Origin of the sequence: Larkinella bovis (assembly GCF_042655385.1) — a bacterium.
Lineage (GTDB): Bacteria > Bacteroidota > Bacteroidia > Cytophagales > Spirosomataceae > Larkinella > Larkinella bovis.
Window position 1 is genome coordinate 52,783 of sequence record NZ_JBHSMA010000013.1, and the last position, 17,829, is coordinate 70,611.

Sequence of the window (17,829 nt, forward strand, 5' to 3'; positions counted from 1 at the left end):
TAACTCATAACTCAAACGCCGTTGAACGTAATTATTGACGCCAGCTTGCCGGGAATCGGTTTTTACCACCGTCAGGCCAAAACGGGGGTCAGCCGGGTCGCCGAGCAACTGATCAAAGGATTGCTGGAATCGAAACAGGTTCAGCTTTCGCTGGCGGCTCCGACGCACCCGGCCGAAACACTGCGGTACGCCCGGGAAACGTTTGGGAGTCAGGCTCCTTTGCTGGTTAACCGGTCGATTGAACAGGCCTGGGCTGCGTTTGAAAATGCGTTACTTAACCCGTTTGCGCCCCAGAGCCTGCCGTCAAAAATCGTTCGGGAGCTTTTTTACCGCAGTCGGAAAGCCCTGAAGGCCGACCAGGCCCGGTTTTCGGCGGCTCGTTTACCAGCCGGCGCCATTTACCATTCGCCTTTTTTTGCCATTCCCGCGGATATTGCCCGGATGCCACACGTCCGCAAGGTGTTGACGGTACACGATCTGATTCCGCTTCATCATCCGGAATGGTTTCCAGCCGGGGAACGAGCCGTTAAAGATGCGCTGACAACCTTACCACTGGATGCCTGGGTAGTCACGGTTTCGGAAGCGACAAAAGCGGATTTTTGCCAGTTCACCGGTTTTGATCCCGACCGCGTCCGGCCGATTCACCTGGCGGCATCTCCAGATTTGTTTTACCCGTTAACCGATCAGGAGCGGGCCAAAATCATCCGGCAGCGGTTTGGGTTGGGCCATGAGCCGTATTTGCTCAGTCTGGCCACCCTCGAACCCCGCAAAAACCTCGATCACCTCATCCGGTGCTTCGTGGAACTGGTCGAAAGCGGGGCGTTACCGGCTGACGTCAAACTGGCCCTGGTGGGAACAAAAGGCTGGAAAATGGATCAGGTGCTGGGCGAACTAGCGAAGCAGGAAGCGATTCGCTCCCGGCTGGTTTTCACCGGTTTTGTACCCGATGAAGACCTGGCCGCTATTTATTCCGGGGCGCTGGCGTTTGTGTATCCGTCGCTGTTTGAAGGCTTCGGCTTACCTCCGCTGGAAGCCATGCAATGCGGTTTGCCGGTCATTACCTCGAATGTTTCCTCGCTGCCCGAGGTCGTTGGCGACGCGGCCATTCAGGTGTCACCCACCGACGCCGACGCCCTGAAACAGGCCATCCTGAACGTGGTCGGTTCGGCCGACTTGCGGAACGAATTAGCAACTAAAGCCCGCCAACGGGCACAATTGTTCTCCTGGGAACGTTTCACTAACGAGCACATCAGGCTCTATCAGACCTTATGAATTCGATTACAATTGGTATTATCGGCGGAGCCGGTTACACGGGGGGCGAATTACTGCGAATTCTGCTCAATCACCCCAACGTACAGATTGCATTTGTCCATAGTAAAAGCCAGGCGGGCAAGCCGGTTTACAGTACCCACACGGATTTGCTGGGCGATACGGACTTGACCTTTTCCGGCGACGATACCCGCGCACTGGTGCAACAGGCCGGGCTTTCGGCCATTTTTCTTTGCTCGGGCCACGGCGAATCCGCGAAGTTCCTGGCCGAAAACCCGGTTCCGGACACCCTCAAAGTGATTGACCTGAGCACGGATTTCCGGGATGAATCGAACGGTTTTGTGTACGGTTTGCCCGAGTTGCAACGCGAACGCATCCGGACCGCCACCAAAATTGCCAATCCGGGGTGTTTTGCGACCAGCATTCAACTGGCGTTGCTGCCGCTGGCACAGGCCGGTTTGCTAACCGACGCGGTGCAGGTGAGCGCCATCACCGGTTCGACCGGGGCGGGGCAGTCGCTGAGCGCCACCACCCATTTCACCTGGCGGAACAACAACGTCTCGATTTACAAAGCCTTTACGCACCAGCACCTGAAGGAGATTCGCCAGAGTCTGACGAGCTTGCAGCCCGGTTTTGACCAGCCCATTCATTTTGTGCCGTACCGGGGCGATTTTACGCGCGGCATCATGGCCAATGTCTATACGCCTTACGCCGGAAGTCTGGAGGAAGCCCGTCAGCTTTTCGAGACGTATTATGCCGGGCATCCGTTTACGCACCTGAGCAGCACGCCGGTAGACGTCAAGCAGGTTGTAAATACGAACAAGTGCCTGATTCACCTCGAAAAGCACGACGGTCAATTGTTGATCACCAGCATTATCGACAACCTGACCAAAGGCGCTTCGGGCCATGCCGTCCAGAATCTGAACTTGGCGTTCGGTTTGCCGGAAGAGGCCGGTCTTCGATTGAAAGCCGTAGCGTTTTAAGCGTCACAAGACTTGCTCATTCGTCCGAAAAGGCGGTTTTATCCTCATCGTTTACGGGTAAAACCGCCTTTTCTCCTCCAGGTTTTCCACTTCCTGCCCATTCTTTCGCGGTATTTGTTTACTGCCTCCCGCCAGTTATCGACTCCGCCTAGCTGCCCATACGGTAGGCTTTTACCTTTGAGTAGGTTAGACTCCTTCCCAACTTTTCGATTCGTCGTTCCCTTAAAACACCGACTTTAGACGGTAGGCACCTAGGCAGTTTGTAGATTTGTCTTATTTTTACAAAAAACATTATAAACCCATGACAGCAACCTCAACGGCAAAACCGTATCCCTGGTTAAAGCACTACCCGGAAGGTGTTCCTGCCGACATAAACTCCGATGCCTATCCCTCCCTCGTTGAATTGATCGACGAAGGGTGTCAAAAATACGCCGACCGGCCCGCCTATGCCAACATGGATAAAAAGCTGAGTTTCCGGGAGATCTACACGCTATCCGGACACCTGGCCGCTTACTTCCAAAACGAGCTGAAACTGCAAAAAGGCGACCGGGTGGCCATCCAGATGCCGAATTTACTCCAATATCCCGTGGCTATTTTCGGCATTTTGCGGGCGGGCCTGGTAGTAGTCAACACCAATCCGCTGTATACACCCCGGGAAATGCAGCACCAGTTCAAGGATTCGGGTGCCAAGGCCATTATCATCCTCGCCAATTTTGCGGCCAACCTGGAGAAGATCATCGATCAGACGGACATCAAGCACGTCATCGTTACCCAGATTGGCGACCTGCTCGGATTCCCCAAGAAGCTGGTTGTCAACGCCGTGGTGAAATACGTCAAGAAAATGGTTCCGGCGTATCACCTGCCCCGGGCGGTTTCGCTCAGCGACGCCCTGAACCGGGGAAGCCGCCATACCTTACAGAAAGTAGCACTGGTGGGGTCCGATCTGGCGTTTGTGCAGTATACCGGTGGTACGACCGGTGTCTCAAAAGGAGCCGCCCTGACGCATCGGAACATCATTGCCAATACCGAAGCGGGTAGCTACTGGATGCAGATCGACCGGCTGAAAGCCGATCAGTGTATCATGATCACGCCGTTGCCGCTGTACCATATTTACGCCCTGACGGTGAACGCCATGCTGGCCCTCAAAAGTGGCTGTATGAACGTCCTGATCACCAATCCGCGTGATATGAACGCGTTCATCGACGAACTGAAGAAGTATAAATTTCACATGTTTGTCAGCCTCAACACGCTGTACAACGGGCTGTTGAATCACCCCCGGATCAACGAAGTCGACTTCAGCCACCTCCAGATTTCATCGGCCGGTGGTATGGCGTTGCAAAGCGCGGTGGCCGAACGCTGGAAACAACTGACTGGTGTGACCATTTCGGAAGGCTACGGGCTTTCGGAGACCTCTCCCATCCTGACCTCGAATCCCTGCGACGGTAGAGCCCGCCTGGGTACGATTGGACTGCCACTGCCCAGCACCGACCTGAAAATCATGCAGGAAGACGGCAACGAAGCCCCTATGGGGATGCCCGGTGAAATCTGGGCGAAGGGGCCGCAGGTGTTTCCCGGTTATTACAACCGCCCCGACGAAACCGCCCAAGTGCTGGAGGATGGCTGGTTTAAAACCGGCGATATTGGCGTGATGGACGAAGACGGTTTTTTCCGGATCGTCGACCGCAAGAAGGACATGATTCTGGTGTCGGGCTTCAATGTGTATCCCAACGAAATCGAGGAGGTAATCGCCCGTTGCCCGGGAGTGCTGGAAGTAGCCTGCATTGGCGTTCCCGACGAGAAATCGACGGAAGCCGTCAAGATTTTCGTGGTAAAGAAAGATCAGAACCTGACGGCGGAGGATATTCTCAAATACAGCAAAGACCAGTTGACCAATTACAAGCGGCCGCGCCACATCGAATTCCGGACGGAGCTGCCCAAAAGCAACGTCGGAAAAATCCTGCGACGGCCGTTACGCGACGAGGAACTCGCCAAACGGAATAAAAAGTAAACGATGAGCGGTTGAAAAACCGCTTTTCTTTTGTTCGTCAGGCAATGGCATAATAGGCCGTCAGCGGCAGAAATTCCTGCTGGAAAGCCACCACCAGTTGCATAAATTGCGTCGTTTTCCGGCGGGAAACTTCAACTTCGCAGCCATTTGTCAGACAGAGGGTTGTGGTTTTACCGGGGCGGATTTCCTGAAGGTAGAGAAGATTAATGATGCATTTTTTGTGGGGCCGCACGAAGATTTCGGACGACAGACGCGCTTCCAGTTTTTTCAACGTCAACGACACAATCATCTCCGAACCATCGCTGAAATGAACCACCGTATAATTTCCTTTGCCTTCGAGCCAGGTAATCCGGTAGGCCGGAATGCGCTTGCGCTGGCCCCAGAACGGGAGAACGATATCGGGCAAATTCAGATGGCGGGTTACGGCTTGCAATTGGTACTCAGAATAGCTCGTCCGGGGAGTCGAATGAAGTTGTAATTTCATATACGTAGCCATTGAAAAGTAAAACCATGCAAATGTGGTTTATATTGGGCGACAAAACCAACATTTTTTCAACAATTTACCATCAAACCGCAAAAAAAAATTCACTTTACGCATAAATATTTGCTTGATTTACCTTAAACAGTAGATTCAGTAACATTTAAAAAGGCTGCAACTTTGAAATGCGGCTCGGTGTTCAGTTCGGATAGAACCTTTCTTTATCAATTCATGGCTACTCTCTTAGATTTTGTTGGAAATACCCCGTTAGTTGAACTAAAACACCTGAATTCCAATCCCCACGTCAAACTGTACGGCAAGATGGAAGGGCACAACCCCGGTGGAAGTGTAAAAGACCGCCCGGCCTATAATATGATCAAGGGAGCGATCGATCGGGGAGATCTGAAACCCGGAATGAAATTAATCGAAGCCACCAGCGGAAATACAGGCATTGCCCTGGCTATGATTGCCCGGCTTTATAACGTTGAAATTGAGTTAGTTCTACCTACTAATTCGACCCGCGAACGCATCCTGACCATGCAGGCCTTTGGCGCAACGGTAATCCTTCAGGAAACCATGGAAAGCGCCCGCGATTATGCCGAAGAAAAGGCCACTAAAGGCGGTTATTTTCTACTTAATCAGTTTGCCAACCCCGACAATTACTTAGCACATTACCGGACGACCGGCCCCGAAATCTGGCAAGATACTCAGAGTAAAATTACTCATTTTGTTTCCGCTATGGGAACCACCGGTACCATCATGGGAACATCCCGGTTTTTGAAGGAACAGAATCCGGCGATTCAGGTCATTGGCTGCCAGCCGGCCGAGGGTTCGCAAATCCCCGGTATCCGGAAATGGCCCCAGGAATACCTTCCCAAAATCTTCGAGCCCAGCCGCGTCGACCGGGTCATCGAGATGTCACAGGAGGAGGCCACCAACATGACCCGCCGGCTCGCCCGCGAGGAGGGCATCTTTGCGGGCATGAGCAGCGGAGGGGCGGTTTTTGCCGCCCTGAAGTTGATCGAAGAACTGCAGGAGGGCGTTGTCGTCTGCATCATCTGCGATCGGGGTGATCGGTATCTGTCGTCTGATCTATTTGGTAATTAAGCGACAATCTTTTCGCCATGAGCAGGGATGCGGGGCCGGTGACGAATATAGTGGCTCCCGGGGGCAATTATCCATCCGACGGCTTGCACCGCATCCCTGCTGTTCTGTACATTTGTGTTATGTACAAGCGCGTTGTTCTTCCTCTCCTCTTTCGCTTTGATGCCGAAAAAATCCACCACTTTGTTACTTCACTCCTGAAAATTTCGCTTTCCATTCCCGGTTTTCGGTGGCTGGCCCGTCAATTGTTCACCTTCGACGATCCGAGACTGAAGCGCGAAGTGTTTGGAATTTCCTTTCCCAATCCCGTTGGGCTGGCCGCCGGTTTTGACAAAAACGCCGAATGGGTCGATGAATTGGCCTGCCTGGGTTTTGGCTTCATCGAAATCGGGACCGTCACGCCCCGCCCCCAGCCCGGCAACGACCGGCCCCGGCTTTTCCGGTTGAAAGCCGACAAAGGACTCATCAACCGCATGGGGTTCAACAACGAGGGCGCCAAAGCGGCCGCGGAGCGTTTGCGCAACCGGAAATCCGGGCCGAAGCTGATCATTGGCGGCAACATTGGGAAGAACAAAACAACGCCGAACGAAAACGCGCTGGACGATTACCTCGCCTGTTTTCACGATTTGTTCGATGCTGTCGATTATTTCGTGGTCAACGTCAGTTCGCCGAATACGCCGGGCCTGCGGGCCTTGCAGGAAAAAGAACCGCTCATGGCGTTGCTGCAGCGGTTGCAGGACGAAAACCGCCGAAAACCGGTTTCGAAGCCCATTTTGCTCAAGATTGCCCCCGATCTGACCGATAGCCAACTGGACGACATTATTGAAATCGTCGCGACCACCCGCATTGCCGGGATCATTGCGACGAACACCACCATCAGCCGCGACGGGCTGCAAACCGACGCCCAGACCGTCGAAAAAATCGGCGCGGGTGGTGTCAGTGGCGCTCCGCTGAGACACCGTTCGACGGAAGTCATTCGTTATCTTTGTCAGAAGTCGAATCACGCGTTCCCGGTGATCGGCGTAGGAGGCATCGCAACAGCTGCGGATGCGCTCGAGAAACTGCGGGCCGGCGCCAGTTTGGTGCAGGTCTACACGGGTTTTATTTACGAAGGCCCGACGTTAGCTAAAGAGATTTGCAAAGTAGTGGCAGAAGAGGTAGTTTAAGGCAGTTGAAACGAAAATGACACAACCCATCAACCGACAAAACACCATTCGGAACGAGCGGGCGAAAGCACGCCCTGCGACGGTTTCGATGAAATGGCCTACCTGGCAAGCCGACCAGCGGTCGAAGCTGGCTTTTGGCGGGTTGCTGATCCTGCTGGCCATCGGTCTGACGGTGGCTTTTAGTTCCTACCTGCTGACCGGTCAGGACGACCAAAGCGTGCTAAGCCAGGTAACGGATTCATCCCTGCGCGAGTCGGGCAACGAAATGCGCAATTTTCTGGGCATTCTGGGCGCCTTCATTGCGCATGTGTTCATCTTCCGCTGGTTCGGTATTGCGGCCCTGGGCATACCGCTGATCCTGTTTCTGACGGGCTGCAAGCTCGTTTTCAACCGGGAATTGCTACCGCTGGGCCGTACGACGAAAGCGACGTTGTTTTACATGGCCTGGTTCAGTTCCCTGGCCGGTTACATTGTGCTGGCAACCGATTCCGTCGGAACAGGCAGCGTCTGGTGCGGTGGCTTGGGGTATGAAATTAACGTCTGGCTCTACAACCTGATCGGCTGGGGCGGTATTGCCATCACCGGTTTTGCGCTGTTTGTTTTTCTTATCTTTTTCTACGGAATTACCAGATTCCCTTCGGTTTCGTTGCCCAAACGACCGGTTTCAACCCGGGAGACTGCGGAAGACGATATTTCTGAAGAGGAGGATGAGGAAGACGATGTCGATGATTTCATCGATGTCAAGCCCAAAATGAACGGAGCGTACAAACCGGAAAAACCGCCGGTGGCCGATGTACCAGCGGCCGAAACCGAACCTAAACCGGAACGGGTCAACAACGCCAGTCCGTCGGTTAAAAAACCGCTTACCTTTACCATCGCCGACACAACACCGGATGAACCCGTCGCGGAACCATCGGAACCCGTGGCCGAGCCGTATGCCGGTCCGACCGATGAAGTCGATGAAAATGCGCTGCTGTTGCACGGGTTATATGATCCGACACTGGATCTGCCCAAATACCAGTTTCCGACCATCGACCTGCTGACCGAATACCCTGAGAATCAGAAAGCCCAGGTTTCGGCGGAAGAACTGGAAGCGAATAAAGACCGGATTGTCGATACGCTCCAGAATTACGGCATTACCATCGACAGCATCAAGGCCACCATCGGGCCAACCGTCACGCTGTACGAAATCATCCCGTCGGCGGGCGTTCGGATTTCGAAAATCAAGAGTCTGGAAGACGATATTGCGCTGAGTTTGGCCGCCCTCGGCATTCGGATCATCGCGCCGATGCCGGGCAAAGGCACCATCGGTATTGAAGTCCCGAACAAAAACCGGGAAATGGTGGCCATGCGCTCGGTGATCAGCACGGAGAAATTTGCCAAATCCAATTTCGAGTTGCCGGTGGTCATGGGCAAAACCATTTCCAACGAGATTTTCGTGGCCGACCTCGCCAAAATGCCGCACTTGTTGATGGCCGGGGCCACCGGGCAGGGAAAATCCGTGGGTTTGAACGTGTTGTTGACCTCACTGATCTACAAAAAACACCCGTCGCAGCTCAAACTGATTCTAGTTGATCCCAAAAAGGTCGAATTGACGCTGTTCAACAAACTTGAACGGCATTTTCTGGCCCAATTGCCCGACAGCGACGAACCGATCATCACCGATACGAAAAAAGTGGTCAATACCCTGAATTCACTGTGTATCGAGATGGATAACCGGTATAACCTGTTGAAAGACGCGCAATGCCGGAACCTGAAAGAATACAATGCGAAGTTTATCCAGCGCCGGCTGAACCCCGAAAAAGGCCACCGGTTTTTGCCGTACATCGTGCTGGTTATTGACGAGCTGGCCGACCTGATGATGACCGCGGGCAAGGAAGTCGAGCAGCCCATTGCGCGGCTGGCACAGCTGGCGCGGGCCATCGGCATTCACCTCGTGGTAGCCACGCAGCGGCCTTCCGTCAATGTCATCACCGGTTTGATCAAGGCGAACTTCCCGGCGCGGCTGTCGTTCAAGGTAACATCCAAAATCGACTCCCGAACCATTCTGGATACGGGGGGAGCCGAACAACTGGTTGGCATGGGGGATATGCTGTTCTCCTCCAACTCCGATATTACCCGCCTGCAATGTCCGTTTGTCGATACGAACGAAATCGAGGAAATCTGTGAATTTGTGGGCAACCAGCGCGGTTACGACTCCGCCTATTCCCTGCCGGAATTTGCCGGTGACGATTCAGGGAGCAGCGAGGAGCGCGAAGTTGATCTTGAAAACCGCGACCCGATGTTCGACGAAGCCGCGCGCCTGGTCGTCAACCACCAGCAGGGCAGTACGTCCCTCATCCAGCGTCGCCTGAAACTGGGTTACAATCGGGCCGGGAGACTCATCGACCAACTCGAAGCCGCCGGAATTGTGGGTGCTTTCGAGGGGAGCAAAGCCCGCGAAGTTCTCATTCAGGACATGAACGCTCTGGAAGAAATGCTGAAAAACATGAATTAAAGACGAGCGCATGAAAGGCGGATCCGACGAACCGGTTTCCTTTCATGCGCTCCTTCCTTTCTTCCTCTCCCGCTGCCGTTCCTCCATCTCGTTAAACTTTTTCCCATAAATCTTGTCTACCTACGAAACGGTCAGCAACTTTGCGGGCGGTTTCAGCCATTGACCCAAGATTACCTAAAAGACGAAAACACATGAGAAAAGTAGCCTTGTTATGGGCATTTATTGTGGGAATAAGCTTCCCATCGCTGGCACAAAAAGATAAAAAAGCGTCGGAAGTGCTCGACGCGATGAGCAAGAAATACCAGACGTTGAATTCCTATAAAGCCCTCTTCAGTTACGCCGGAGAAGGCGGTACATATAAAGGCGATCTGACGGTAAAAAAAGCCGCTTTTCGGTTGAAACTGGCGGGCCAGGAGGTCTTTACGGACGGCAAAACGATGTCGACCTACATCAAGGAAACGAACGAAGTGAACGTGCAGGATTACGATGCCGGAGCCGCCGGGGACTTTAACCCGACAAAAATTTACTCCATTTACAAACAGGGGTATAATTACAAATACATCGGTGAACAGAAACAGGGCGGCCAGGCTGTCGAAGTGGTGGAACTGACGCCGGAAAAGAAAAATACCCAGATTACCAAAGTTCAAATCTCGGTCAACAAAGCCGATAAGTCCGTGAAAGGCTGGAAACTCACCGACAAAACCGGCAAGTTAACCACGTATACCATCGACAAATTCACGCCAAATGTCGCCGTGGCCGACAGTTATTTTGTATTCGACAAGTCGAAATACCCCGGCGTTGAAGTGGTGGATCTGCGGTAAACTAAGCCTGTGCAGCCGAAATACTCGGTTCGGACCGGGCTTTCGGAATGCGGAACGCTTGCCGCTTCCAGTATGTCAGCGAACGCCAGGCCCATTCCAGCGGTCCGAAATAAAAATACCGTAACCATACCGGGCTGAGGGCCAACTGAAAAACCCAGACCCCGGCAACGACGTAGTAGAGTTCATAATAGGTCAGTTTGGCGAAATAGCCCAAACCATACCCGAAGAAAATGAAAGTGCAGATGAGCGTTTGCATGACGTAATTGGTGAACGCCATCTGCCCCACGGCTCCCAGGGCGGTCGTCAGCCAACGCAACCAGCCCGATTGATAGACGAGCATGATGAGTCCGACATGCCCCAGGGCCACCACCACCCGGCGGATATCGTAGGTGGTGCGGGCCAGACTGAAACTATAGGTATCCACGTATTGCGCAAAATTTACGTGCGCTTCCAGCATTCGTTGGTGCGCCAGCCAGCCGAGCGGCAACCCGATTCCGTACCCGACCAGCACCAGTCCCAGGTACGTGCGTCGCCGGAGTCGCCCGGTGAAAACCCCGAGTTTAAAGAGCGCCATCCCTAACAGCATCATCCCGCCAGCATCCCAGAAATAAGAATTGTACATCACCCGCGACTGGATTTCGTTGTTGACGGGTTGGTAGTAGGTCCAGGCCCCCACGTACCCGGAGCGTACTTTCCGAATTTCCTCATCAATCTTTTTCTGATCCGGTTTCGTATTTTTGACAATGCCTTCCCAGGCCTCTTTATCGGCTTTCTGTTCATCGGTCAGCTTCTTCTTCTGTTTCTCCAGCGCAACCACCTGCTGATACGCTTCGCGTTTCTGCTTCATTTCCAGAAACCGCCAGGTACTCTTGACCATCAGAAAACCGAAACAAACCAGGCTCGCCAGGATCAGGTAGCGCGGCGCCAGCTTCCGAAACGGAAACAGAAACAGGCCACAAATTCCGTAGGCATACAGAATATCGCCCGTCCAGAGCAGCACGTAAGCGTCCAGCACGCCAAACAGAATCATCCACAGAATCCGGCGGTAATAAATATCCGCCACCGACAAACCGGCCGAATGTTCCTTACGGGTTGTTAACAGAATGACGCCCGCTCCGAAAAGCATGGAGAACAAGGCGCGCATTTTGCCGGAAAACGCAATATCGATGATCTGGTGGGTGACAAAATTGGTATCGCCCGCATGGTCGAATTTCAGCGTGTTCAGCATTCCTTCCGGCAACCCGAAATACGGGATGTTCATCATCAGGATGCCCAGCAACGCGACCCCGCGAATGACATCAATGGATTGAATCCGTTCGGCGCGGGCCACGGGGCGCAGGGCGTCGGAGGAAGCAGCAACGGGCAAGGCATTCATACATCAGCGAGATTGGCGGTTTTCTTCCTGAAAATAGCGAACAATTTGATCCCGCACCAATCGCAGACCGGGTGATTTTAGGATCCGGTTTTATACCCGATTAGCGTGAAACAGTACAATGTGGAACAGCCATCCCGACGAGAGCGATTCGGTGATGATGGCAAATACGTCGGCTAATGCGGTTGGGAGCGCGGGTTCTACCGTTTCATTAGGGATGTCTCGTTCTGGTGAACAGCGTACTCCTGCTTTACTCCGCTTTTACAAATAGGTTATGGTACAACCGATGTTTGGTAATCGTTGAATTTTCAGGGACGCTTCGATACGCGAAATACCAGCTACTCCCTATCGCACTTACCGCAAGCAAGACCTCCGTTAGCAGGTAGTTCGATGCCAGGATGGTCAGGATCCAGAGGTTATTGGCCACATACGTAAACAGGATCAAAGGCGTACTGTATAGTTTCTGGATATAGTCGGACATAAATATATTTTCCGCGAATAGGCGACCTTGAAGCATCAGAAATACTGTCTTTAGTACCATGCCGAGGATGAAGGCATTCCGGGCCTTCGCATTACGTATAAAAACCGTATAAACCGGTGATAAGCGGCTCAAAACCGAAAGTTTACGACGAATGCTAACCGTCGATTCAGATGGTTCCGCCACAGTGTGGTCGACCAGCATTAATAGGCTGGTCTGGCTGATCAGTCCGAGTCCCAAAACCGCCACCAGCACCCGGTTCTGCGCATAGAACTGCACACTCCCCCAGACAAGCGCGGCATTTAAAATCGCCCATCCCACCAGCAATATGCCCTGCCGTCGATGGGATTGTTCCATAAACGCTTTGAACGACTGTACAAAAAGGGCGGTGTTGGCCAGCATCAGCAGCGACGCAATCAGGTGCGCAGTGGTATAGCGGGTCGAAAAACCGTCGATGATGAAAAAAGCAAGACACGCACCCGTAAACGTAAAGGTGAGCGAATCATACAGGACGTTGATCGTCCAGCGATGTACAAAACGAACCGGAAAAACCGCCGATACTAAGTCCGAGCGCTGCGTATACGAGGGAAAAAATTCAACCAGGACACAGAAGGCACACAGCACGACATTCAGGCTAGCCATGAGCGTGCCAGAATCAAAGGATAACCTATCCGCCGTATCCACCAAATCGATGAGCCAACCCGTACCGGCTGCGTACAGCAGCATGACCAAAAGATAGGTGATCCTTCCGATCAACCCCAGAACCGATTTGGTATCTTTAAAATAGGTCGTAAAGCGCCGATGGAGTGCGAAGCGTAAGATGCGGAGCATGGTCATACGGATTAGAGCCAATCGAAGGCCATTGTTTTCGTTTTGGGGGCCAGAATATCAAATAAGGCATCGTTAATGAGCTTGGTCCCATTGGCCGTAAACTCACTCAACCCCCCGTCGAATTTGATCACGGCCTCATCCAGAACGACAAGGCGGGTTGCCACTTCCTGAATATAATTCAGATCATGCGAAGCGATGATCACGAGTCGATCTGCGCGTTGGTAATTCTTCAAAAAGGAAATGAGTTGATTGACTGACAGCGGATCGAGACCGGCGAAAGGTTCGTCCAGCAGCAAAATAGAAGGAACGGTTAGCAGCGCTCCGCACAGACCAATTTTTTTGATCATACCCGTCGAGTAAGTACTGATCTTTTTTGTGAGTGCCCCCGTATCATCAAAGAAAAACGCCGTCAGTTCCTGCGATCGTTTCTGAAAGGTGGTCTCCTCCACCCCGTGTAGGATTCCGACAAAACGCAAATAATCGAAACCGGAAAACTCCGGAACGGGTGGAAGAACATCGGATAACACGCCCAACGTGCGTTTCAACGCCAACCGGTCACCGGTGAGCCGTTCGCCGTTAAAAATCAAATCGCCGGCATCCGGCTTCACTAAATCGATCAGGCAATTCAGGAAGGTGGTTTTGCCGGCTCCGTTTTTACCGACCAGCCCAACCACATCGCCCCCCCGAAACGCCAGGTTGATCGAATCAAGTACGCACTGGCCCTGGTAGGATTTGCTAAGTTCTTTGATGATAAGTTCCATGGGTTTGCTTCACGAACCGTGGCAAGTACGCTGGCGTACTTGCCGATTAACAAGTTGAAACTTTTAGGATTCAGTTGTCAGACGAAGCTCTCGAGGGAAAGTCACGATCCATTTTCTAAAAAACCGCAGATCATTGAGCAAACGGTCGATTAGGTAAACTGTATTGGCAAAGCAGTATCGTGAAGGCTACAAACAAAAAAGTCGGCTACAAAAACCGACGGTTCTTCTATCACTCTCAGACAACGGGTGCCCGCCGTAAGGAGGATGAATAAAGCCAGGAATTGAACCCCCGTTTGATCTTCCCCGATATTCGCCCTACTTTTGGCCGGGTAATCGCTTGATTACGTTTCGTTCAATACCGATGGAAATCACTTACCGACTGGCGACCGAAGCCGACCTGATTGACATTGTCCAGATGCTGGCCGATGATAAACTGGGAGCCCGGCGCGAAAAATTCCACGTCCCTCTGCCGGATTCGTATGGGCAGGCCTTTAAAATCATTGCTGCCGATCCGCATCAGGAACTGACCGTTGCGGTTTTAAACGGCGAAATCGTCGGAACGTTTCAACTGACGTTCATTCAATACCTGACGTACCAGGGCGGGATCCGGGCGCAGATCGAAGCGGTGCGCGTTAAATCGACCTACCGCAACAAAGGCATCGGGCGGCAGTTCTTTCTGTATGCCATCGACCGGGCCCGTTCCAAAGGGGCCCACCTGATTCAACTGACCACCGACAAGGAGCGGCCCGAAGCCCGGCGGTTTTACGAGTCCCTCGGTTTTTCGGCCTCGCACGAAGGCATGAAGTTGCAGTTGAAATAACCGTCGAAAAACCGGGTAGCCTACAGGTGTTGGGCAAAAACCGCCTTGACCCGCTCCCACATCGCGTCGGAGAGTACGTGCCCCTTTCCCGGTTCAATAAAGGAAGTGAAATTCCCGGCAGCCCCCGCTTTCCGGTAGGCTTCCGCGATGCGGTCGATGCCGGATCGTACAAAATCAATGGGCGAACCCGTATCCTGTTCTCCAAAATTGAGGTGCAAAACGCGCGGAGCAATCAGGGCGGCAATGTCCGGCGTATCGCCAAATTGCTTCCAGCCCGGCACGAAATTGGGGAAACAATGGAGCAGATGTTCGTGCTCGATCGCGTCGTACGACGGCAGGCAACAGTTACCCACCAGGCATTTCAGGCGGGGTTCGAGCGGCCCCACCAGCCAGGTGTGGGTCGAGCCCATCGAATGGCCGTAACAGCCAATCCGACTGGCGATGACTTCCGGCCGTGAACTCAGGTAATCGACCGCCCGGCGCATTTCCAGTATATTTTTCCAGGCCAGGCTGCGTCCCCGCACCACCTGCCGCAGAAACTCAAACCGCTCATAATCGCCTTTTTTCAGCTTTCCGGTCGGGTCCTGCCGTTCTTCAAAACAGAGCGCATCCGGGCACAACACCACGTATCCTTCCCGAACCAGCGCGACGGCGGTATGGTGCATGGGATTTCCGGCCAAACCGGCGGGTTCGGACTTCCCCAGATGGTACTCGCCGTTGTGCTGGTGCCAGACCGCAATGGCGGGCGCCGGGCGCTGGGCCGTCACCGAATCCGGGATCAGCAAGAAGGCCGGAACGCGGTCGTCGGGTTCGACTTCGTACGTCAGTGACTCAATCCGGTAGCCGTCCCTGCGGATGGTTTCCCGAAGCTGTGGATGCAACGGACTGGGTTTCGGGAAGGGTCCGCCCAGGCAGGTTTGGTACTGTTTCCGTAAAGCTTCGGGCGAAAACCGTTCCGAATGGGTTGATATTCTGGCAACCTCAGGCATGGGATCCGTACCGGCGGCCGCCAGAGCGCCCAAACCGCCCATTAATTGCTTCTTCATGAAACTCCGTCGATTGTGTCTCATCGGTGGCCAAAACGTATCCGGTTTTGTGGATCAACCCCAGTGTAGTTTACTTAAAACGTTTCCCGTTGGTGCGGGCCAAACACCCGCACCAACGGGAAAACCGTATTCCATTCGCCGATCAGACCGGTGGTTCCCAGCCTTTTTCGTATTCGCGCCCCCACAGTTTCATGGCAGCCTTGTCGCGAATGTGACCATTTTTCGAGTCGATTTCCAGCGATTTGTTGGTCCGGTAGGCAATGTTGGCCAAATGGCAGAGCAGTGTACTTTTAGCCCCGTCGTCGATGGTCGAATTTTGTTTTTCTTTCCCCCGAATGGCGTTGAAGAAGTTGACCACGTGGCGGGTGGTCATATCGCCCCCACCGCCCAGCGCCGTCCCGGCTTCCGAACCTTTCGATTTGCTGTCTTTCAGCAGTTTGCCTTCGCGGCTGAAAAGCTGATAGCCGTCCCGATCGACATATACACTGCCGTTGCTGCCGTAAATGATGGTGCCCCGGTCGCTGCCATAGGTTTTGTGGCCGCTCCGGCTCTTGCCGTCCCATTTGATGATCTTGTTCCCCGGAAACCGGAAGGTCGCATCCATCGTATCGTACATCGTCCAGCCGTCGTCCAGGAAATGTCGTTTGGCGGCTTCGACCGTCACCTGCTCCGGAAATTCGACCTGTAAAGCCCAGCGGGCGACATCCAGTTCGTGGGTTGCGTTATTACCAGCCTCGGCAGTTCCGAAGTTCCAGCCGTACCAGTGCCAGTTGTAGTCCCAGGTGTCGTGCATATACGGCATGCGGGGGGCCGGTCCCTGAAACAGTTCCCAATCCAGTCCGGCAGGAACGGGCGCTTTCTTGGCGATGGGCACTTCGCCCCGCGACGCCGTATAAAAAGCAACGGCTTTGTAGGGCGTACCGATGGCGCCGTTATGAATCTGGCTGATCACGTCGATCGATTCCAGCGCCGAACGTTGCTGATTCCCCATCTGGATGATCTTGCCGGATTTCTTCTGGATTTCGACCAGAATCTCGCCTTCGCGGGGGTTTTGGCTGCACGGTTTTTCCACATACACGTGTTTGCCGCCCTGAACGGCCAGCCAGGTGCCCGGCGCGTGCCAGTGGTCGGGCGTCGCGTTGATCAGCACATCGACGTTCTTGTCGGCGATGACCTTCCGGATGTCGTTTTCCAGCTTGGGTTTATAATCGATAAATTTCGAGAATTTCTTCAGCCCTTCTTCGCGCTGTTTCTGCATGACATCGCAGAGATACACCAGTTCTACATTGCTGTCTTTCCTCGAAATGGGATCATAAAAAGCCCCTAACCGACGACCCAGCCCGGCAATTGCCACATTCAGCCGTTCGTTGGCTCCGATTATTTTAGCGTAGCTTTTTGCTGACATGCCCGTGGCTAATCCGCCAACCATAACGCCGGTGGTTCCCAGGGCGGCTTTTTTAATAAACTCTCTTCTGGAATTTTCCATTGAAACTAGATTGCGTAAAGATTTCAGATGCCGACAGCCCTCGGTCCTGTGCCCAGAACCGAAACCGTGACTGGCTTCAGTGAAAATAAGCAGATTAGTCCCAAAAAATACTGATTGAAAACCGCTTTTCCCGGAGCATTCCCGGTTTTTACCCAAATCGGCTGGAAGGAGAAGCCACTAGGTCGTGGCCCAATACCCAATCTACGGATTGGATACCCGGTGGTAGAAAAAAAGAAGGACAGAGAAAATGCTTAAAAATAAGGAGTATAAGGCGGTTTTTCAGCGGCAACCGGAAGCCAATCGGGGGCATTCAGTCAGTCCATCTCCCCTTTAGGGCCCTTATACCAGTTGATGGCGAACGGTGGGCAGATAGATTTTGGAAGGTTCGACCTGCAGTTGTAACGTGGTATACGGATATTCTTCTTCAAACAAATCCTGTAACTCGTGCACATATTGCAGATACCGGCGCGTTTGCACACAAAGCCAGCAATTCATGCCTGGCACCAACCGGGAATCTTCGAAAATCCAGGAATTGGCCGACGGGTCGGGCCAGAAACCGAAGGCCGTTACCCACGGTTTTGTCAGTTTAATCGGTTGGGGACGGTTCGGCGGTTGAAGAGCCTTTAACAGTTGTTCAGTCACTAAGACAGGCTCGCCATGAATAAGGTAATACCGATTTGGCTTAGGCTGGTACGTCATTGTGCGGATA

Annotated in this window: 15 protein-coding genes; 8 read left to right on the forward strand and 7 right to left on the reverse strand. The window is 53.2% G+C overall.

Translation table 11 applies throughout. The features are described from left to right. The first annotated feature begins 21 nt into the window (after positions 1 to 21). From ACFPMF_RS24445 to ACFPMF_RS24455, 3 genes are all read left to right on the forward strand, one after another. Positions 22 to 1,272, forward strand: coding sequence for a glycosyltransferase family 4 protein (locus tag ACFPMF_RS24445; protein WP_379850069.1), 1,251 nt, complete (start codon positions 22 to 24; stop codon positions 1,270 to 1,272). Beyond that, positions 1,269 to 2,252: an N-acetyl-gamma-glutamyl-phosphate reductase gene (gene argC / locus ACFPMF_RS24450; RefSeq protein WP_379850071.1), complete on the forward strand. Its 984-nt coding sequence runs from the start codon at positions 1,269 to 1,271 to the stop codon at positions 2,250 to 2,252. The genes ACFPMF_RS24445 and argC overlap by 4 nt, the downstream gene beginning before the upstream one ends. Before the next feature lie 301 nt (positions 2,253 to 2,553). Next, positions 2,554 to 4,260 (forward strand): AMP-binding protein, encoded by a 1,707-nt coding sequence (locus ACFPMF_RS24455; RefSeq protein WP_379850073.1) that lies wholly within the window; start codon positions 2,554 to 2,556, stop codon positions 4,258 to 4,260. Between the two features lie 37 nt (positions 4,261 to 4,297). Here the strand turns inward: ACFPMF_RS24455 and ACFPMF_RS24460 are convergent, their stop codons facing one another. Then, complete coding sequence (locus tag ACFPMF_RS24460; RefSeq protein WP_379850075.1) at positions 4,298 to 4,744, reverse strand: LytR/AlgR family response regulator transcription factor; 447 nt, start codon at positions 4,742 to 4,744, stop codon at positions 4,298 to 4,300. Positions 4,745 to 4,969: 225 nt separating this feature from the next. On the opposite strand from ACFPMF_RS24460, the gene cysM reads away from it, so the two are divergent. From cysM to lolA1, 4 genes are all read left to right on the forward strand, one after another. Continuing rightward, positions 4,970 to 5,845, forward strand: coding sequence for a cysteine synthase CysM (gene cysM, locus ACFPMF_RS24465; protein WP_379850077.1), 876 nt, complete (start codon positions 4,970 to 4,972; stop codon positions 5,843 to 5,845). A gap of 119 nt (positions 5,846 to 5,964) precedes the next feature. Beyond that, the gene (locus ACFPMF_RS24470; RefSeq protein ID WP_379850079.1) at positions 5,965 to 7,008 is read left to right on the forward strand and encodes a quinone-dependent dihydroorotate dehydrogenase; all 1,044 of its coding nucleotides are present in this window, start codon (positions 5,965 to 5,967) and stop codon (positions 7,006 to 7,008) included. A 16-nt stretch (positions 7,009 to 7,024) separates the two neighbouring features. Beyond that, on the forward strand, positions 7,025 to 9,505 hold the full coding sequence (locus ACFPMF_RS24475) for an FtsK/SpoIIIE family DNA translocase (RefSeq protein ID WP_379850081.1): 2,481 nt from the start codon (positions 7,025 to 7,027) through the stop codon (positions 9,503 to 9,505). A gap of 191 nt (positions 9,506 to 9,696) precedes the next feature. Further along, complete coding sequence (gene lolA1 / locus ACFPMF_RS24480; RefSeq protein WP_379850083.1) at positions 9,697 to 10,326, forward strand: outer membrane lipoprotein periplasmic chaperone LolA1; 630 nt, start codon at positions 9,697 to 9,699, stop codon at positions 10,324 to 10,326. A gap of 1 nt (position 10,327) precedes the next feature. Here lolA1 and ACFPMF_RS24485 read toward each other — a convergent pair whose 3' ends face one another. The 3 genes from ACFPMF_RS24485 to ACFPMF_RS24495 all read right to left on the reverse strand — a co-directional run bounded on the left by ACFPMF_RS24485 (position 10,328) and on the right by ACFPMF_RS24495 (position 13,768). Further along, complete coding sequence (locus tag ACFPMF_RS24485) at positions 10,328 to 11,701, reverse strand: DUF418 domain-containing protein (protein ID WP_379850085.1); 1,374 nt, start codon at positions 11,699 to 11,701, stop codon at positions 10,328 to 10,330. Positions 11,702 to 11,948: 247 nt separating this feature from the next. After that, the gene (locus tag ACFPMF_RS24490; protein ID WP_379850087.1) at positions 11,949 to 13,007 is read right to left on the reverse strand and encodes a hypothetical protein; all 1,059 of its coding nucleotides are present in this window, start codon (positions 13,005 to 13,007) and stop codon (positions 11,949 to 11,951) included. Positions 13,008 to 13,018: 11 nt separating this feature from the next. Beyond that, positions 13,019 to 13,768: an ABC transporter ATP-binding protein gene (locus ACFPMF_RS24495; RefSeq protein ID WP_379850089.1), complete on the reverse strand. Its 750-nt coding sequence runs from the start codon at positions 13,766 to 13,768 to the stop codon at positions 13,019 to 13,021. A gap of 361 nt (positions 13,769 to 14,129) precedes the next feature. On the opposite strand from ACFPMF_RS24495, the gene ACFPMF_RS24500 reads away from it, so the two are divergent. Next, positions 14,130 to 14,588: a GNAT family N-acetyltransferase gene (locus ACFPMF_RS24500; RefSeq protein ID WP_379850091.1), complete on the forward strand. Its 459-nt coding sequence runs from the start codon at positions 14,130 to 14,132 to the stop codon at positions 14,586 to 14,588. Between the two features lie 20 nt (positions 14,589 to 14,608). On the opposite strand, the gene ACFPMF_RS24505 is transcribed toward ACFPMF_RS24500, so the two are convergent. The 3 genes from ACFPMF_RS24505 to ACFPMF_RS24515 form a co-directional block, all read right to left on the reverse strand. Continuing rightward, on the reverse strand, positions 14,609 to 15,634 hold the full coding sequence (locus tag ACFPMF_RS24505) for a dienelactone hydrolase family protein (protein ID WP_379850093.1): 1,026 nt from the start codon (positions 15,632 to 15,634) through the stop codon (positions 14,609 to 14,611). Between the two features lie 142 nt (positions 15,635 to 15,776). Beyond that, a complete protein-coding gene (locus ACFPMF_RS24510) occupies positions 15,777 to 17,120 on the reverse strand; it encodes a Gfo/Idh/MocA family protein (protein ID WP_379850096.1) in 1,344 nt (447 codons plus the stop codon). A gap of 339 nt (positions 17,121 to 17,459) precedes the next feature. Continuing rightward, complete coding sequence (locus ACFPMF_RS24515) at positions 17,460 to 17,762, reverse strand: hypothetical protein (RefSeq protein ID WP_379850098.1); 303 nt, start codon at positions 17,760 to 17,762, stop codon at positions 17,460 to 17,462. Between the last annotated feature and the right edge of the window lie 67 nt (positions 17,763 to 17,829).

Excerpts from the sequence above, each read along its gene's own strand:
- ACFPMF_RS24470 (WP_379850079.1), top strand. The coding sequence starts at position 5,965 with ATGTACAAGCGCGTTGTTCTTCCTCTCCTCTTTCGCTTTGATGCCGAA.
- ACFPMF_RS24485 (WP_379850085.1), bottom strand. The coding sequence starts at position 11,701 with ATGAATGCCTTGCCCGTTGCTGCTTCCTCCGACGCCCTGCGCCCCGTG.
- cysM (WP_379850077.1), top strand. The coding sequence starts at position 4,970 with ATGGCTACTCTCTTAGATTTTGTTGGAAATACCCCGTTAGTTGAACTA.
- ACFPMF_RS24455 (WP_379850073.1), top strand. The coding sequence starts at position 2,554 with ATGACAGCAACCTCAACGGCAAAACCGTATCCCTGGTTAAAGCACTAC.
- ACFPMF_RS24500 (WP_379850091.1), top strand. The coding sequence starts at position 14,130 with ATGGAAATCACTTACCGACTGGCGACCGAAGCCGACCTGATTGACATT.
- lolA1 (WP_379850083.1), top strand. The coding sequence starts at position 9,697 with ATGAGAAAAGTAGCCTTGTTATGGGCATTTATTGTGGGAATAAGCTTC.
- ACFPMF_RS24510 (WP_379850096.1), bottom strand. The coding sequence starts at position 17,120 with ATGGAAAATTCCAGAAGAGAGTTTATTAAAAAAGCCGCCCTGGGAACC.
- ACFPMF_RS24475 (WP_379850081.1), top strand. The coding sequence starts at position 7,025 with ATGACACAACCCATCAACCGACAAAACACCATTCGGAACGAGCGGGCG.
- ACFPMF_RS24505 (WP_379850093.1), bottom strand. The coding sequence starts at position 15,634 with ATGAAGAAGCAATTAATGGGCGGTTTGGGCGCTCTGGCGGCCGCCGGT.
- ACFPMF_RS24495 (WP_379850089.1), bottom strand. The coding sequence starts at position 13,768 with ATGGAACTTATCATCAAAGAACTTAGCAAATCCTACCAGGGCCAGTGC.
- ACFPMF_RS24490 (WP_379850087.1), bottom strand. The coding sequence starts at position 13,007 with ATGCTCCGCATCTTACGCTTCGCACTCCATCGGCGCTTTACGACCTAT.
- ACFPMF_RS24460 (WP_379850075.1), bottom strand. The coding sequence starts at position 4,744 with ATGAAATTACAACTTCATTCGACTCCCCGGACGAGCTATTCTGAGTAC.
- argC (WP_379850071.1), top strand. The coding sequence starts at position 1,269 with ATGAATTCGATTACAATTGGTATTATCGGCGGAGCCGGTTACACGGGG.